Raw genomic sequence first — 13,643 nt, 5'->3', positions numbered from 1 at the left:
GGGCCAGGTGTCCGCCATGAGTGAGCGATGACCGACCCGACGCGCGTCGATCGGGCCCGCGGGCTGCTGTTCGGGCTCGCGCTCGGGGACTGCCTCGGCGCGTCGTTCGAGGGCAAGGACGGTGTCACCGAAGCCGACATCGTCCGCGCGGAACACGCCACGGGGCCGCTGTCGCACACGGACGACACGGCGCTGACGCTCGTGCTCGCCCGGCATCTGGCCCACCGCCGGGGCGCGTCGAACCGGGGGCGGGACGGCGTCGACACCGACGTGCTCGCCCGCGAGCTGGCCGAGGCATGGAAGGCCGAGCCGTGGCGCGGCTACGGCGGCGGCGTCACGACGTCGTTCCGGCTCATCACGGAAGGCACGCCGTGGCGCGAGGCGATCCGCGCCGTCTTCCCCGACGGCTCCTACGGCAACGGCGGCGCGATGCGCGTGGCGCCCGTCGCGCTCGCGGGAGGCGACGTGCGGGAGGTCGCGGAACTGGCCCGCCGGAGCGCGGAGGTCACCCACGCCCACGCCGACGCCCTGCACGGGGCCGTGTGTCAGGCCGTGGCGACCCATCTCGCGCTAGGACTCGACGCCACCGAGCCCGTGCGGGTGGCAAGGTTCGTGCCGCCGCTGCGGGAGTGCGTGCGCTCCGCGCTGTGGCACGACAAGTTCGCCCTGGTCGCGGAGTTGGCCGACAGCGACGTCGACCCCGGGCAGGCCGCCGCGGCGCTCGGCAACGACGTCTCCGCACCGGGGTCGGTTCCGCTGGCGCTGCTGTCGTTCCTGCGTCACCCGGGCAGGCCGGACGCCGCGATCAGGTTCGCCATCCGCGCCGGGGGCGACACCGACACGGTCGCGGCGATGGCGGGTGCCCTCGCGGGCGCCCACAGCGGATACGCGGCGCTGCCCGCACATGCCGTGAGCCGCCTTGAGGCGTCCCGCCACCTCCACCTCTACGCCGAACACCTGGCGTAACGCCGTGTCCGCAGCCTAGGTAGCCGTGTCCGCAGCCTGCGTAGTCGTGTCCGCAGCCTGTGTAGCCGAGTCCGCATCGCACGGTGCGGACACGACTACGGGAACTGCGGACACGGCTACGTAACTTGCGGACACGGTGTCAGGGGTCCGTTCGGCGGGCACGTTCGGTGTGGTGGGCCAGACTTTCGCGGAGCAGTGCGGCGAAGTCCTCCGCCGTTCCGACCGTGGCGCGCAGTGCCGCACAACGCCGCTCCGCGCGCTCGGTGAACTCCCGCAATCGGCGCAGGCGCGACTCGTCCAGTACCGACGACTCGGCGCCGGGGCTCGACGGCGGGGAGAGCAGTTCCAGCAGTTCCCGCATCTCGTCGAGCTGGAAGCCCAGCGGTTTCATGCGGCGGACGAGGGCGAGCCTGGCGAGGTCGGGTTCGGTGTAGAGCCGGAACCCGCCCTGACTGCGAGCACTGGGCGCCACCAGCCCGACTTCCTCGTAGTAGCGGATGGTGCGCAGGGAGAGTCCGGTCCTCGCCGACACCTCACCGATGCGCATGTGCTCACCCACGGGATGAACCTCACTTCCTCGGCCGGCGACATGATCACCGTACTCCTTTTCGATCTTGAACGCAGATCGTCCACAGTAGAATGCCGAGCTGCGGGAACGCCGGGAAGGTCACACGAACTTGCCCTAACGTCAGGGTAGGATTCACCGCCGTGACACCACAGCTGTTCGACTCCGTGGACGCCTACAACGCCGGCCACCCCGCCAGTCCCTTCCCCGCCGACCGGCACACGCGCCACGTGCTGCGCGGCTACCGCGCCGCGTTGCAGGGTGTCACCGACGACCTCACGGGAACCGGCTCCGGCGCCTCGCTGACCGTGGACTTCCTCCCCGGCGGAGCACCCCTGCCCCACGAGGCCGACCGCGTCGGCACGGTCGTCGCCAGTCGCTGGGGCGAGGGCCCGGTACTGGTCCTCGCCGAGAACGTCTCGCTACGCGCCGCCTGGCGCGCGGTCACCGACGCCTGGCCGACACACCTCTCCGGCGTACACACCGCGCTGGACGCGCTGGTCGGCGCGGAAGCCTAAAGCCCGAACAGCGGCAGGGACGGCGCGAGCCCGTCGATGGTGACGTCCACTGTGCGGTGACGTTCCCAGTCCGCGCGGGTGAGGCGAAGCCGCTGCTCGACGACGGCCTCGCCGCGTACGACGTCGCGCTGTTTGCCGTCCGGGGCGTAGCCGAGCTTGCGGGAGACGGCCAGCGACGCGGCGTTGCCCTCGGTCGCGGCGGTGACCGCCTCCCGCGCGCCGAGCCCGGCGAAGGCGAGATGCAGCACCGCCGCGCGCATCTCGGTACCGATGCCCTGTCCCTGGTGTGCCTGGCCGAGCCACGACGCGCTGCTGACCTCCCGGGTCACCGCGAAGGCACGGGACTGCAACGCTTGGCTGCCCACCACGACACCGTCGTGGACGACACACAGCAGCAGGCACCAGCTGTCGGGACTCCACTGCGCCCACATGCGCCAGTGGTGCTGGGCGAGACCCCGTGCCAGCTCGGCTGGCTCGCGGTCCGTCCAGGGAATGCGGAACGGCATGACCTCGGGCGGATGCACCCCCCGGAGCGCCACCTCAATCAACGCCGACAGGTCGTCGTGGTCGGGCACCCGCAGCTCCAGTCTCGACGTTCGCAGCCGCAGCCCCAGCACGGGAAAGTGGTCGGCCAGCATGGGCATATGGTCGCCGACGGCGCGGGGTGTGGCACCCCGTTTTATCCGCCACCCTCGTTGAGGGCGTCGCGCACGAGGGCGAGCGCCGCCAGCAACTCCGCGCGCCGGTCCGCGGTGAGGTGGGCGGTGGTGCGCCGTTCGAGTTCACGCCAGGCCGCGTGTGCCCGCGGCACGGTGTCGCGGCCCTGCGCCGTGAGCTGGACGATCATGGCGCGCCGGTCCTCCCGTGACGGCGTTCGCGTGACGAGCCCGGCGCGTTCCATCGCCTGGAGTGTCGCGGTGACGGTCGAGCGGTCGCGTCCCAGGTAGTGCACGAGTTCGGTCTGCGGCAGCGGCCCGTGCGAGTGGAGGTACAGCAGCACGATCTCCTGCGGTGGTGCGACGCCCACGTCGCTCAGCAGCTCGGTTCCGACGCGCGCGTGGGCGCGGATGACCTGCAGGAGCAACGACCCGACCGGCGCATCGGGCACATTGACACCGACGTGCGGGGGTCGCGCCCTGCCCTGGTGGTCGTCCGGCGGGTTCGGCACCGCCCCAGGATAACGAGTCTGTTGGCATGCCAGCAAACTTCCCCTAGACTGTTGGCATGCCAGCAAACTCGGCCGGCCCGGAACCGCTCGGCCGCGATCTGCTGCGCCTGATGGGGGTGCTGCTCGCGGGCGCCTCGGTCGCGCTGCTGGACACGACGATCGTGGCTGTCGCGATGGAGGAGCTGACACGGGCGTTCGGCACGACCGTCCGCACGGCGCAGTGGGCCACGACCGGCTACCTGCTCGCGATGGCCGCGGCGATCCCGCTGCTGGGCTGGCTGACCGATCGCTGGGGCGCCCGCAGGGTCTGGCTCGGGACCCTGTGGGTGTTCCTCGCGGGTTCGGCGCTGTGCGGACTCGCCTGGTCGATCGAGAGCTTGATCGTCTTCCGGGTCGTGCAGGGCCTCGGCGCGGGTCTGATTCTTCCGCTGGTGCAGGCGATTTTGGCCGGTGCCGCGGGCCCGCAGCGGATCGGCCGGGTCATGGGGCTGATCGGCATCCCCGGGCAGCTCGCCCCGATCCTGGGGCCCGTCGTGGGCGGGCTCGTCCTCGGCTCACTGGGCTGGCGCTGGATCTTTCTGGTCAACATCCCGCTGTCCCTGCTCGCCCTCGCGCTGGCTCACCGCCACCTGCACCCGCCTCCACCGCGGGGCCGGGCACGGCTGGATCTCACCGGGGCACTGCTGCTGGTCCCGGGCACGGTCGCGATCCTGGCCGGGCTCACACTCGCCGACGACCTGTCGAACTCCCCCACCACGGCGGTCGGACTGCTGGCAGGCGGCGCGGCGCTGCTCGCCGGATTCGTGCTGCACGCCCGGCGCCGTGGTGAGGCCGCGCTCGTCGACCTGCGGCTGTTCCGGTACCGATCGTTCTCGACCGCGACCGTGATGATGTTCCTCTCGGGGGCCAGCCTGTACGGGCCGATGCTGCTCCTGCCGCTGTACTACCAGCAGGCGCGCGGGGTTCCGGTGGGCGAGGTCGGCTGGCTCGTGGCCCCGCAGGGCCTCGGGCTGATGGCCGGGCTGTGGGTCGCGGGCCGCTGGGCCGACCGCAGCGGCCCCCGGATCGTCGCGCTCACCGGCGCCGCGCTCGCCTGCGCGGGGCTCGGTGTGTTCGTCCTCGCGGGTGGCGCGCCGCTGCCGGTTCTCTCGGCCGGGCTCGTGGCTCTCGGCGCCGGGCTCGGCGGCATCGGGGTGGCCGTCTCGGCCACCGCCTACCGCGATCTCCCCGCAGCCGTGATCCCCAGGGCAACGAGCCTGCTCAACGTCGTCCAGCGCATCGGCGCCTCCGTCGGCACGGTCGTCGTCGCGTTCGTCCTCCACCGCCTGCTCGCGGGGCTCGACACCGCCACCGCGTTCGCGCACACCTTCGCCTGGGCGCTCGGCTTCGCCGCCGTCGCCGCGCTGGTCGTGCCGTTCCTGCCCGCGACAGCCCCCGCGCCTTTACCACCGGCCGACACCCACGACACGGAAGCGAGGACCACGACATGCGAGCCGTGATCACCGATCACCCCGGCGCCCCCAGCGTGCTGCGACCGGTCACCCTGCCCGATCCCGCACCCGGCAGCGGCCAGGTCCGCGTGTCCGTGGAGGTCGCCGCCATCACCTTCGTCGAGACCCTGGCCCGCGCCGGAAGCACCGTCGTGCCGCCCGCCACCTTCCCGGCGGTGCTCGGCAACGGTGTCGGCGGCACCGTCGACCGGATCGGCCCCGGCGTGGACCGCGACTGGCTCGGTGCCCGGGTCGTCACCACCACCGGTGGCACGGGCGGATACGCCGAACTCGCGCTCGCCCGCGCCACCGACCTGCACCGGGTGCCCGGCCGGCTCGGGTTGCCCGACGCGACCGCGCTGCTCGCCGACGGGCGCACCGCCGTCGGCTTGCACGAAGCAGCACGAGTCCGGGAATCCGAGACGGTGATCGTGACCGCTGCCGCGGGCGGCGTGGGCGGTGTCCTCGTGCAACTCGCCACGGCCGCCGGGGCGCGCGTCGTCGCCCTCGCGGGCAGTGACCCGAAACTGGCCCACGCCCGCGACCTCGGCGCCGAGGTCACCGTGAACTACCGCGATCCCGCGTGGGCTCGCGGCATCCGGGAGGCGGCGCCGCGCGGCGTGGACGTGGCCTTCGACGGCATCGGCGGCGACACCACCACCGGCCTCGCCGAACTGCTCCGGCCGGGCGGGCGCCTGGTGCGCCACGGCGCGGCCGGGGGACGGTGGGGCACGCTCGACGAGGCCGCCATCGCCGACCGTGGCATCACGGTGATCGGGCTGCAGGCGCTCGGCGCGGCGGACCTGTTCGCCCTCACCGAGCGTGCTCTCGAACTCGCTGCCGAGGGCGCTCTCCAAGCCACGATCGGGCAGACCTTCCCGCTGGCCGAGGCCGCCAGTGCGCACGCCGCCATCGAGTCCCGCACCACGATCGGCAAAACCCTCCTGCTGCCCTGACCAGCAGCCGATCGCGCCCCGTGGCACTTCCCGGTATCCCTGGTGCCATGACATCGCTTCCCGACACCGTGCGGGCCGACGCGGTACTCCTCTGGGACTACCACGTGCTGCGGCACCCGCCGCGCCGCGCCGACGTCGGTATCGGCCTCGGCAGCCACGACCTCGGCGTGGCCGACCACGCCGCCGCGCTGTTCCACGAGGGCCGGTTCCCGCTGCTGGTGTTCACGGGAGCCACCGCCCCGACCACGGCCACCGCCTTCCCGCGCGGGGAGGCGGTGGCCTACCGCGAGCGGGCGGTCGCGCTGGGAGTCCCGGACGAGGCCGTGCTGGTGGAGCCCCACGCTCGCAACACCGGGGAGAACATCGCGCTCACGAGGCGGCTGCTCGCCGAGCACGGCGTGCCGGTGCGCGCGGCGACGCTGATCTGCAAGCCGTACCAGCAGCGCAGGGCGCTGGCGACGTGCCGGAAGCACTGGCCCGAGCTGACCGCGTCCTGTTCGGCGGCACCGGAGTCGTTCGACGACTACCTGGCCGTCCTCGGCGCGGAGCGGGTGGTGAACATGCTGGTCGGCGAGACCCAGCGCATGACGGTCTACGCCGAGCGCGGCTTCACGACCACCCAGGAGGTGCCGTCTGAGGTCGAGGCCGCGTTCGGGCGGCTGGTCCGTGCGGGCTTCACCGCACGGCTGGTGTGACGCGGGCGCGCACGGTCAGTACACGATGTCGAACCGCAGCATCAGGGTCTCGATGGCGTGGCGGGTCTGCTCCACGGTCTGCGCGGAGAGCTCCAGCTGGGTCAGCACGCTCTCGCTGTACCCGCCGACCTCGTCGTAGGCACCCGTGCCGCCGAGGCTGTTGCGCAGCACGTCCGAGAGGTTCGCCGCCATCGAGTGCGCGTGCTGGATGGCGTTGTGGATGTTCGTGCAGCTTTCCACGCCCTGGTACAGCTGGGCCAACGTGTCCTCGTGTGTCGGCATGTCCTCACCCTGTTCCTCGCGTCGTCCGCTCACCTGAACGCCCCCTCCCGCGCGGCCACGATGAGCCCCCCGCCGCACCCCAGCACACCGGCGGGCCCGGTGGGCGGTATGAGCGGAGTCCGTTACCGGATCACGACGTGAGACCCGCGATGGCGGCGAGAAGTTCCACGGAGTGCAGCCGGCCCTTGACCGAGGGCGCCTGGTGCGCTGTGATCAGTTCGTCCGCGTCGGCGTGGACGGCGAAGTCGTCGAGGTAGTCCCTGACCCGGTCCGGCGTCCCCACGGCGGTGTAGCGGACCATGTTGAGCAGCTGCGCGCCGTGCGGCGAGTCGAGCACCTGGTCGGCCTCCTCGTCGGTGAAGGTCCGGCCCCGGCCCAGCAGGATGCTCACCCGCTGGCGCTTCATCGTCAGGAACTGCTCCTGAGCCTCGTCCTCGGTGTCGGCGGCGAGCACGTTGACGCCCGCGATGACGTACGGCTCCGCCAGCTGCTCCGAGGGCCGGAACTGCTCGCGGTACACGGCGACGGCCTGCCGCAGGGCGTCGGGCGAGAAGTGCGACGCGAACGCGTACGGCAGTCCCAGCGCGGCGGCGAGCTGCGCCCCGAACAGCGACGAGCCCAGCACGTACAGCGGCACGTCGGTGCCCTGACCCGGAATGGCGTCCACGCCGGGGATGAGGCTCTCCCCGCGCAGGTAGCCCTGGAGTTCGCGCACGTCCTGGGGAAAGCTATCCGCCGAGGTCGGGTCACGCCGCAGGGCACGCAGGGTCTTCTGGTCGGTTCCGGGCGCGCGGCCCAGGCCCAGGTCGATTCGCCCGGGATGCAGGGTCTCCAGCGTGCCGAACTGCTCGGCGATGGTCAGCGGCGCGTGGTTGGGCAGCATGATGCCGCCCGCGCCGAGGCGGATCCGCTCCGTGTGGGCCGCGACGTGGGCGATCACCACGCTGGTGGCCGACGACGCGATCGAGGGGAAGTTGTGGTGCTCGGCGTACCAGACGCGCCGGTATCCGGTCTCCTCCGCACGCCGGGCCAGCGCCACGCTGTTGTCCAGGGCCTGCCGGGGCGTCTCGCCGCTGCCGATCGTGGCCAGGTCGAGGATGGAGTAGTTCACGGTCACGGGTCACCCTTTCGACACGAGCAGGCGGAGCACACGCTCCGCTCTCCACTACCGACACCGCGGCAGCCGCATCCCTTCCCGGAACGGACCGAGATGAGACTCATCACTCAGTGACCTTGCGGCTGCGCCCGGTGGGGTGAACGACGCGGGGCGGGCCCGCCCTCGTGCTCCTAGACTCGGCACCACCCCGGCAGGGAGGCAGGTGAGCGCCCATGTCCGGCATCGTCGCCGCGCACGGCCCCTTCGAGCCCCGCGAAGGGTTGCGCATGCTCGACCGGCTCACCCATCGCGGCCCCGACGGCCAGGGCACCCGTGCGTTCGACCACGCCTGGCTCGGCCACCGCAGACTCGCCGTCGTGGACCTGGCAGGCGGGGCGCAACCGCTGCGCGACTCCCGGGGCAGGCACTGGCTCGTCGGCGACGGCGAAATCTACAACGACGAGCGACTGCGCCGCGAACTCCAGGAACGCGGGCACGTGTTCGCCAGCCGCGCCGACCAGGAGAGCGCCCTGCACCTGATCGAGGCCGACGGCCTCGCCGCGCTGTCCCGACTGTGGGGGATGTTCGCCTTCGCCGGAGCCACGATCGACGGCGGCTTCTTCGCCGCCCGCGACACCATGGGCATCGCACCGCTGTACTGGGCTCGCCAGAACGGCACGGCGGTGTTCGCGAGCGAGTTGAAGGCGTTCGACCCGCACCGGCGGCCCGACGTCGAGCCGTTCCCACCGGGACACGTGTGGACTCCCACCGACGGGCTGGTGCCGTTCCGCGTCCTCGCCGACGTCGCACCGGCCGGCGTGCCCGGCGGGCAGGACCCCGAACCGTCCGAGGCAGCCCTCGCGGCCATCCGCGACGCCTTGATCGGCGCCGTGGAGCGGTGCCTCGTCGCCGACGTGCCCGTGGGCGCGCTGCTCTCGGGCGGTCTGGACTCCAGCCTCGTCACCGCCATCGCGGCCCGCCACGCACACCGCGCGGGCCGCCGCTTTCCCACGTTCGCGGTCGGGCTCGCGGGCAGCGACGACCTCGTGGCAGCCCGCCAGGTCGCCGAGGCGCTCGGCACCGACCACCACGAGCGCGTCTACACGCACGACGAGCTCATCGACTGGGTCCCCGAGGTCATCCGGGTCATCGAGTCGTTCGACCCGTCGCTGGTCCACAGCTCGGTGCCGAACCTGCTGGTCGCCAAGCGCGCGGCCCGCGACGTCAAGGTGGTGCTCATCGGCGAGGGCGCCGACGAGCTGTTCGCGGGCTACGGCTACTACAGCGAGTTCGACAGCGACACCGCGCTGCACGAGGAACTGCTCGCCACCATCCACGGCCTGCACATCGGCGGGCTGCAACGCGTGGACCGGGTCGCCGGAGCGGCCGGACTCGAAGCGCGCACGCCGTTTCTCGACCTGAACGTGGTCGAGCTGGGTCTCCAGCTGCCCGCCCGGTGGAAACTGAGCAGTGGCCGCGCGGAGAAATGGCTGCTGCGCAGGGCCTTCGAGGGCTGGCTGCCCGAGCGGCTGCTGTGGCGGCCCAAGGCCCAGTTCGGGCAGGGCACCGGCGCGCGCGACGTGCTCGGCGAGTACTACGGCTCCACCGTCACGTCGGAGCGGTTCGACGCCGCCCGCGACGAACTCGACCCACCGCCCCGCTCCCGCGAGGAACTGGCGTACTACCGCCTGTTCCAGCGGGAACTCACGGGCGTGGACCCGCAGCACCTGATCGGGCGCTTCACGGGCTGGTGACCCTGGCTACTTGGCTCCGGTGAACACGACGTCGCTGCACAGGTAGTACGACTGGTCCATGTGGCTCGCCTGCCAGATCGTGTACACGATGTGCCTGCCGCTGCGCTCGCCCGCGTCCACGGTGAAGCGCGTGTTCTCGGCAGGCGGCTTGCTGCCCACTTTCTTCACCAGTTCCAGATCGTCCCATCCGAGTGATTCGGAGAGCGGATCGAAACCCTGCTCGGTGATGTAGACGTGGTAATAGTCGGCGCCGTGCCGGGCGGAATCGTAGGCGTTCATGGTGAACAGGTTGTTGCGATACGCGGCACGCCATTCCCCGACGAGGTCGAGCGCCGCGTAACGCCCGTCGTGTGTCCTGCCGCCACTGCACAACTGCCCGTCCGGAATCGCTTCGCGGTGCTTTCCGCCGACGTCCTCACGGTAGAGACCGTTCCAGTCCCACATGGCATTGGCGTTCTCCCGGTACGCCTGCCAGCACATCGGGTCCTCGGACTTCATGGCCGGTGAAAGGTGCTTGTCTCCCCAGCGATCCCAGCAGCCGTAATTGCGGGTCGGCGGGTCGACGACCGACCCGTGCGGGACGGCGACGGCCGCGGGCGCTCCGGTGGCGGCCACGACGGCGGACACGAACACGAGCAACGCTTTTCTCAGCACCGTTGGCTTCCTTCTCTGTGGCGTACAGGGCCACCAGGAAGGAAAACACCGTAAACAACAACCAGCCACCCGGTTTGTCCCATCGGGTGACCCCCGACAACGGCGACAGCGCCCCACCCGAGCAATTCGGGCGGGGCGCTGTGGAATCGCGCGCACGAGGTACGCGGGATTGAGCAGGCAGGCTCGGCGCCGCCGCGCGGCGCCGGAGGAATCAGAAGCCCAGCGGGGCCTCCCCGAAGTCCACGGTGCCCTCCAGGCTGCCCGACGAGAACAGCATCTCGAAGAAGTCGGCCGGCGTCATGTTCGCCGTCATCGAGAACTGCGGCTCCTGCTGCTGCGGCTGCTCGGCCTGAGGCCGCTCGGCCTCCTGCTGCTGAGCCTCGGGCTGCTCGGCCTCCTGCTGGGGGGCCTCCTCAGCGGGCTTCTGCTGCTGCGGGGCCTCCTCCTGCTGCACGGCCCCGGGCTGCGCGGCCTCGTCCTGCTGCACGGCCTCTTCCTGCTGCGGAACCTGCTGCGGGGCCTGCTCGGTCTGCACAGCCTCGTTCGGAGCGGTCGTGGTTTCCGGCGGGGCCGCCTGGGCGACCCCCGCACTCACGGACAGCGCAGCGGCGGCGAGGAATGCACTCGCCAGCACACGCCGAGTACGGATCATGGTGCCTCCTTGGTCGTCGAAAGCAGCGCGACGAAGCGCTGCGTTTCGGACGCTAATGAAGGGCGCGACTGATCGCCGTCCGAGTGCTCACATCAGGCGACACGGGAGTTTTTGTCTGTCCACAGCAGACCGTGCAGTGTTCACACGCGACGGTGTGACGGCGTATCACCGGACTCGGCGACGTCTCGGTAGGCCGCGCGTACTCAACCACCAGCCGGGATACCGAGCCGTCAGAGCGGGTTGAGGCGGGCCTTGAGCAGGCAGAACGCGTTGCCTTCGGGGTCGGCGAGCACGTGCCACTGCTCCTCGCCGGTCTGACCGATGTCGGCAGGGCGTGCCCCGAGCTTCAGGAGACGTTCGAGTTCGGCGTCCTGATCGCGGTCGGTGGGGTTGACGTCGATGTGCAGCAGGGACTTCCCCTGCTCGGGCTCGCCCCCGGTTCGGAGAATGATCGTCGGCTGCGGCCCGCCGAACCCCTCGCGCGGCCCGATCTCGATGGCGTAACCACCCTGGCCCTCTTCGCGACCGAGCTCCACGAAGTCCAGCACCTCGCACCAGAACCGCGCCAGAGACTCGGGATCGCGGCAATCAAGCACGAGCTCACCGATACGACATGCCATCGACGAAACCTACTTTCAGCGTGGGAACGGCTCGACACCGTACCGGGCGAGGCGAGCAGGCGCGACAAGTTTTCGGGTCCTATCCCGCGACGAGACGTTCGACCTTCCAGCGGCTAGCGGCGACGCAGGCCGTCCACGACAAGCCGCAGCAAGTGCCGCGCGCGGGCGTCCCACTCGGCCTCGTCGAGCCGCGAAAGGTAGCCGATGAGCAGGATGACGTCGCGCGCGTCGACGTCCGGACGGATCGTGCCATCGGCCTTTCCGGCAACGAGCAGCGCGGTCAGTGCGTCGCCGATCGGACCGTGGCTGTTGGCTGCGAGGTCACGCTGAACGCCCGCCTCGACCGCGGCGAACACACCCCGCTTGACTCGCGCGTAATCGGCCACCCGGTCGAACCACAGGCGCAACGCGGCGAGCGGTTCGTACTCAGTCAGCAGTGCGGGCGCCGCCGCGACGAGCTCGTCGACGTCGTAGGCGTACACCTCGGCGAGAAGCGCCTCCCGCGTCGGGAAGTGGCGGTACAAGGTGCCCTGCCCGACGCCCGCCTCCTTGGCGATCGCATTCAGCTTCACCTCACCGGAGCGCGCGATCACGGCACGCGCGGTTCCGATGATGCGCGTGCGGTTCTCCGCCGCGTCGGCGCGCCGCCGAGCTGCGTTCATCAACCCTCCATTGCCTAAGCGGACACGTGTCCGGTACTGTTCGCTCCCTAAGCGGACACGTGTCCACTCTATCGCGGAGGCTTCCCATGTCGATCGACGGCAAAGTCGTCGCCATCACCGGAGCGAGAAGCGGCATCGGCGAGGCCACTGCACGCCTACTCGCCGAGCGCGGGGCCGCCGTCGTCCTCGGCGCACGCCGCACCGAACGACTCGAGCGCCTCACCGCCGACATCCGCGAGCAGGGCGGCCGCGCGGTCGCCTGTCAGATCGACGTCACCCGGCAAGCCGACCTGACTCGGCTCGTCGAACGCGCTGTCGCCGACTTCGGCAGGATCGACGTACTGGTCGGCAACGCGGGCATCAGCAAGATCAGCCCTGTGGCCGACCTCGACGTCGACGGCTGGTCCGCCATGATCGACGTGAACCTGCGCGGCGTGCTCCACGGGATCGCCGCGGCCCTTCCGGTGTTCCGAGAGCAAGGCGAGGGGCATCTCGTGACCACACTGTCGACCGCCAGCCTCAAGATCGTTCCGACGATGGCTGTCTACGCCGGAACCAAGAACGCGGTGGGCACACTGCTCGAAGGGCTACGCCGGGAATCGACCGACGGGACACTGCGCACCACGTCGATCTCACCCGGCTTCGTCGGCACCGAGCTCGCGTCCTCCATCGCCGATCCTCATGCGCGCGAAAGGATCCAGCACGCGATGGACGCGTTCGCCATCCCTCCCACGGCAGTCGCCAGTGCCATCGCGTTCGCCATCGAGCAGCCGCGTGAGGTCGAAGTCGGCGACATCACGATCCGCCCTACCGTGCAGGACTAGTCACCGGGTGGCGAGAGCGAAGCCGGTCGTCAGCCGGGCGCGCAGGTCGGAGAGTTCGGCCTCGGACAGGCCGTTCTCCAGGAGGAAGTCGGGCATCCTCAGTGACGCGATGGTCGAGGTCAGCGAGTCCTCGATGGTGGTGCCATGCCCGGCGACGATCTCGCGCACAGCGGCCAGCTGATCGCGAACCCCGAGTTCGTCATACCGTTGCTTCATCCGGTCATAACTCAGCAGATAGTCGGCGACGATCTCTTCGGGCTCGGCTTCGGCCACCACGAGCAACACGAGTGCGAGGAGCCCGGTCCGGTCCTTGCCGCCGGCGCAGTGAAACACCACGCATCCCGGGGTGGCATCGGCGATGGCGCGCACGGCGGCGATCACACGTTCGGGATGTGCTGTCAGCAGGGCCGGGAAGTACAGCGGCGAGGCCAGATTGTCGATGTGTCGCCACTGCTCGTAGAACGGCGTACCGGCCGGGTCCAGCGGTACCCGCACGGTCGTCATCCCCGCCGGTCGTGGCGCGCGGTCCAGCCCGCACTCCGTAGGATGGCGTAGATCGACGATCGTGCGCACCCCGTACGCCCACGCCGCCGCCCATCCGGCCGCGCCCAGGTAGGTGGGCGCTTCCATGCGGACCACCGCGCCCGGTGCGAGCCACCCCAACCCACCCAGATCACGAGCGTTGACACAGCCCTGCCACGCCAGCTCCCTGTCACCAGTCATGTGGACAAGACGCCCTGC

The 13,643-nt window shown here is 71.0% G+C and carries 17 protein-coding genes; 7 read left to right on the top strand and 10 right to left on the bottom strand.

Features of this window, described 5'->3' with window-relative positions:
- Positions 1 to 27 precede the first annotated feature (27 nt).
- Positions 28 to 966: an ADP-ribosylglycohydrolase family protein gene (locus tag FFT09_RS09420; RefSeq protein WP_138382425.1), complete on the top strand. Its 939-nt coding sequence runs from the start codon at positions 28 to 30 to the stop codon at positions 964 to 966.
- Between the two features lie 139 nt (positions 967 to 1,105).
- On the opposite strand, the gene FFT09_RS09415 is transcribed toward FFT09_RS09420, so the two are convergent.
- On the bottom strand, positions 1,106 to 1,525 hold the full coding sequence (locus FFT09_RS09415; RefSeq protein ID WP_244231286.1) for a MerR family transcriptional regulator: 420 nt from the start codon (positions 1,523 to 1,525) through the stop codon (positions 1,106 to 1,108).
- A gap of 149 nt (positions 1,526 to 1,674) precedes the next feature.
- Here FFT09_RS09415 and FFT09_RS09410 point away from each other — a divergent pair, with 149 nt between their 5' ends.
- Positions 1,675 to 2,049, top strand: a complete 375-nt coding sequence (locus tag FFT09_RS09410; RefSeq protein ID WP_024876523.1) for a hypothetical protein — start codon at positions 1,675 to 1,677, stop codon at positions 2,047 to 2,049.
- Here the strand turns inward: FFT09_RS09410 and FFT09_RS09405 are convergent.
- Entirely contained in the window at positions 2,046 to 2,687 is a 642-nt protein-coding gene (locus FFT09_RS09405; RefSeq protein WP_138382424.1) for a GNAT family N-acetyltransferase, read from the bottom strand. The genes FFT09_RS09410 and FFT09_RS09405 overlap by 4 nt on opposite strands.
- A gap of 41 nt (positions 2,688 to 2,728) precedes the next feature.
- A complete protein-coding gene (locus tag FFT09_RS09400) occupies positions 2,729 to 3,217 on the bottom strand; it encodes a MarR family winged helix-turn-helix transcriptional regulator (protein WP_244231285.1) in 489 nt (162 codons plus the stop codon).
- Positions 3,218 to 3,273: 56 nt separating this feature from the next.
- On the opposite strand from FFT09_RS09400, the gene FFT09_RS09395 reads away from it, so the two are divergent.
- The 3 genes from FFT09_RS09395 to FFT09_RS09385 are packed head-to-tail and all read left to right on the top strand — an operon-like array spanning position 3,274 to position 6,358.
- Positions 3,274 to 4,716, top strand: coding sequence for a DHA2 family efflux MFS transporter permease subunit (locus FFT09_RS09395; protein ID WP_138382422.1), 1,443 nt, complete (start codon positions 3,274 to 3,276; stop codon positions 4,714 to 4,716).
- Complete coding sequence (locus tag FFT09_RS09390) at positions 4,704 to 5,663, top strand: zinc-binding dehydrogenase (protein WP_138382421.1); 960 nt, start codon at positions 4,704 to 4,706, stop codon at positions 5,661 to 5,663. Before FFT09_RS09395 ends, FFT09_RS09390 begins: the two co-directional genes overlap by 13 nt.
- 47 nt (positions 5,664 to 5,710) lie before the next feature.
- Positions 5,711 to 6,358 carry a YdcF family protein gene (locus tag FFT09_RS09385; protein WP_138382420.1) on the top strand — a complete coding sequence of 216 codons (648 nt, stop codon included), beginning with the start codon at positions 5,711 to 5,713 and terminating at the stop codon, positions 6,356 to 6,358.
- A gap of 15 nt (positions 6,359 to 6,373) precedes the next feature.
- Here the strand turns inward: FFT09_RS09385 and FFT09_RS09380 are convergent, their stop codons facing one another.
- Together FFT09_RS09380 and FFT09_RS09375 are read right to left on the bottom strand one after the other, a co-directional pair.
- A complete protein-coding gene (locus FFT09_RS09380) occupies positions 6,374 to 6,640 on the bottom strand; it encodes a hypothetical protein (RefSeq protein WP_024876529.1) in 267 nt (88 codons plus the stop codon).
- A 130-nt stretch (positions 6,641 to 6,770) separates the two neighbouring features.
- Positions 6,771 to 7,757, bottom strand: a complete 987-nt coding sequence (locus tag FFT09_RS09375; protein WP_138382419.1) for an LLM class flavin-dependent oxidoreductase — start codon at positions 7,755 to 7,757, stop codon at positions 6,771 to 6,773.
- 212 nt (positions 7,758 to 7,969) lie between these two features.
- Here FFT09_RS09375 and asnB point away from each other — a divergent pair, with 212 nt between their 5' ends.
- Positions 7,970 to 9,490, top strand: a complete 1,521-nt coding sequence (gene asnB / locus FFT09_RS09370; RefSeq protein WP_138382418.1) for an asparagine synthase (glutamine-hydrolyzing) — start codon at positions 7,970 to 7,972, stop codon at positions 9,488 to 9,490.
- A 6-nt stretch (positions 9,491 to 9,496) separates the two neighbouring features.
- Here asnB and FFT09_RS09365 read toward each other — a convergent pair whose 3' ends face one another.
- The 4 genes from FFT09_RS09365 to FFT09_RS09350 form a co-directional block, all read right to left on the bottom strand.
- A complete protein-coding gene (locus FFT09_RS09365) occupies positions 9,497 to 10,144 on the bottom strand; it encodes a lytic polysaccharide monooxygenase auxiliary activity family 9 protein (RefSeq protein WP_341869003.1) in 648 nt (215 codons plus the stop codon).
- 211 nt (positions 10,145 to 10,355) lie between these two features.
- A complete protein-coding gene (locus FFT09_RS09360; RefSeq protein WP_081193060.1) occupies positions 10,356 to 10,796 on the bottom strand; it encodes a hypothetical protein in 441 nt (146 codons plus the stop codon).
- A 230-nt stretch (positions 10,797 to 11,026) separates the two neighbouring features.
- Positions 11,027 to 11,416 (bottom strand): VOC family protein, encoded by a 390-nt coding sequence (locus FFT09_RS09355; RefSeq protein WP_138382417.1) that lies wholly within the window; start codon positions 11,414 to 11,416, stop codon positions 11,027 to 11,029.
- A 113-nt stretch (positions 11,417 to 11,529) separates the two neighbouring features.
- The gene (locus tag FFT09_RS09350; RefSeq protein ID WP_138382416.1) at positions 11,530 to 12,078 is read right to left on the bottom strand and encodes a TetR/AcrR family transcriptional regulator; all 549 of its coding nucleotides are present in this window, start codon (positions 12,076 to 12,078) and stop codon (positions 11,530 to 11,532) included.
- A gap of 86 nt (positions 12,079 to 12,164) precedes the next feature.
- On the opposite strand from FFT09_RS09350, the gene FFT09_RS09345 reads away from it, so the two are divergent.
- Positions 12,165 to 12,902 (top strand): SDR family oxidoreductase, encoded by a 738-nt coding sequence (locus FFT09_RS09345; RefSeq protein ID WP_138382415.1) that lies wholly within the window; start codon positions 12,165 to 12,167, stop codon positions 12,900 to 12,902.
- Here FFT09_RS09345 and FFT09_RS09340 read toward each other — a convergent pair whose 3' ends face one another.
- A complete protein-coding gene (locus FFT09_RS09340; RefSeq protein ID WP_138382414.1) occupies positions 12,903 to 13,625 on the bottom strand; it encodes a tyrosine-protein phosphatase in 723 nt (240 codons plus the stop codon).
- Between the last annotated feature and the right edge of the window lie 18 nt (positions 13,626 to 13,643).

It is taken from the genome of Saccharomonospora piscinae (genome assembly GCF_005862235.1).
Lineage (GTDB): Bacteria > Actinomycetota > Actinomycetes > Mycobacteriales > Pseudonocardiaceae > Saccharomonospora > Saccharomonospora piscinae.
The sequence above is the reverse complement of the archived record's forward strand: the minus strand, read 5'-3'. Positions and strand labels throughout refer to the sequence as shown.

Bases quoted from the DNA above. Each gene is read 5' to 3' on its own strand.
- FFT09_RS09380 (WP_024876529.1), bottom strand. From the start codon at position 6,640: ATGCCGACACACGAGGACACGTTGGCCCAGCTGTACCAGGGCGTGGAA.
- FFT09_RS09345 (WP_138382415.1), top strand. From the start codon at position 12,165: ATGTCGATCGACGGCAAAGTCGTCGCCATCACCGGAGCGAGAAGCGGC.
- FFT09_RS09340 (WP_138382414.1), bottom strand. From the start codon at position 13,625: ATGACTGGTGACAGGGAGCTGGCGTGGCAGGGCTGTGTCAACGCTCGT.
- FFT09_RS09385 (WP_138382420.1), top strand. From the start codon at position 5,711: ATGACATCGCTTCCCGACACCGTGCGGGCCGACGCGGTACTCCTCTGG.
- FFT09_RS09395 (WP_138382422.1), top strand. From the start codon at position 3,274: ATGCCAGCAAACTCGGCCGGCCCGGAACCGCTCGGCCGCGATCTGCTG.
- FFT09_RS09360 (WP_081193060.1), bottom strand. From the start codon at position 10,796: ATGATCCGTACTCGGCGTGTGCTGGCGAGTGCATTCCTCGCCGCCGCT.
- FFT09_RS09355 (WP_138382417.1), bottom strand. From the start codon at position 11,416: ATGGCATGTCGTATCGGTGAGCTCGTGCTTGATTGCCGCGATCCCGAG.
- FFT09_RS09405 (WP_138382424.1), bottom strand. From the start codon at position 2,687: ATGCTGGCCGACCACTTTCCCGTGCTGGGGCTGCGGCTGCGAACGTCG.
- FFT09_RS09420 (WP_138382425.1), top strand. From the start codon at position 28: ATGACCGACCCGACGCGCGTCGATCGGGCCCGCGGGCTGCTGTTCGGG.
- FFT09_RS09350 (WP_138382416.1), bottom strand. From the start codon at position 12,078: ATGAACGCAGCTCGGCGGCGCGCCGACGCGGCGGAGAACCGCACGCGC.
- FFT09_RS09390 (WP_138382421.1), top strand. From the start codon at position 4,704: ATGCGAGCCGTGATCACCGATCACCCCGGCGCCCCCAGCGTGCTGCGA.
- asnB (WP_138382418.1), top strand. From the start codon at position 7,970: ATGTCCGGCATCGTCGCCGCGCACGGCCCCTTCGAGCCCCGCGAAGGG.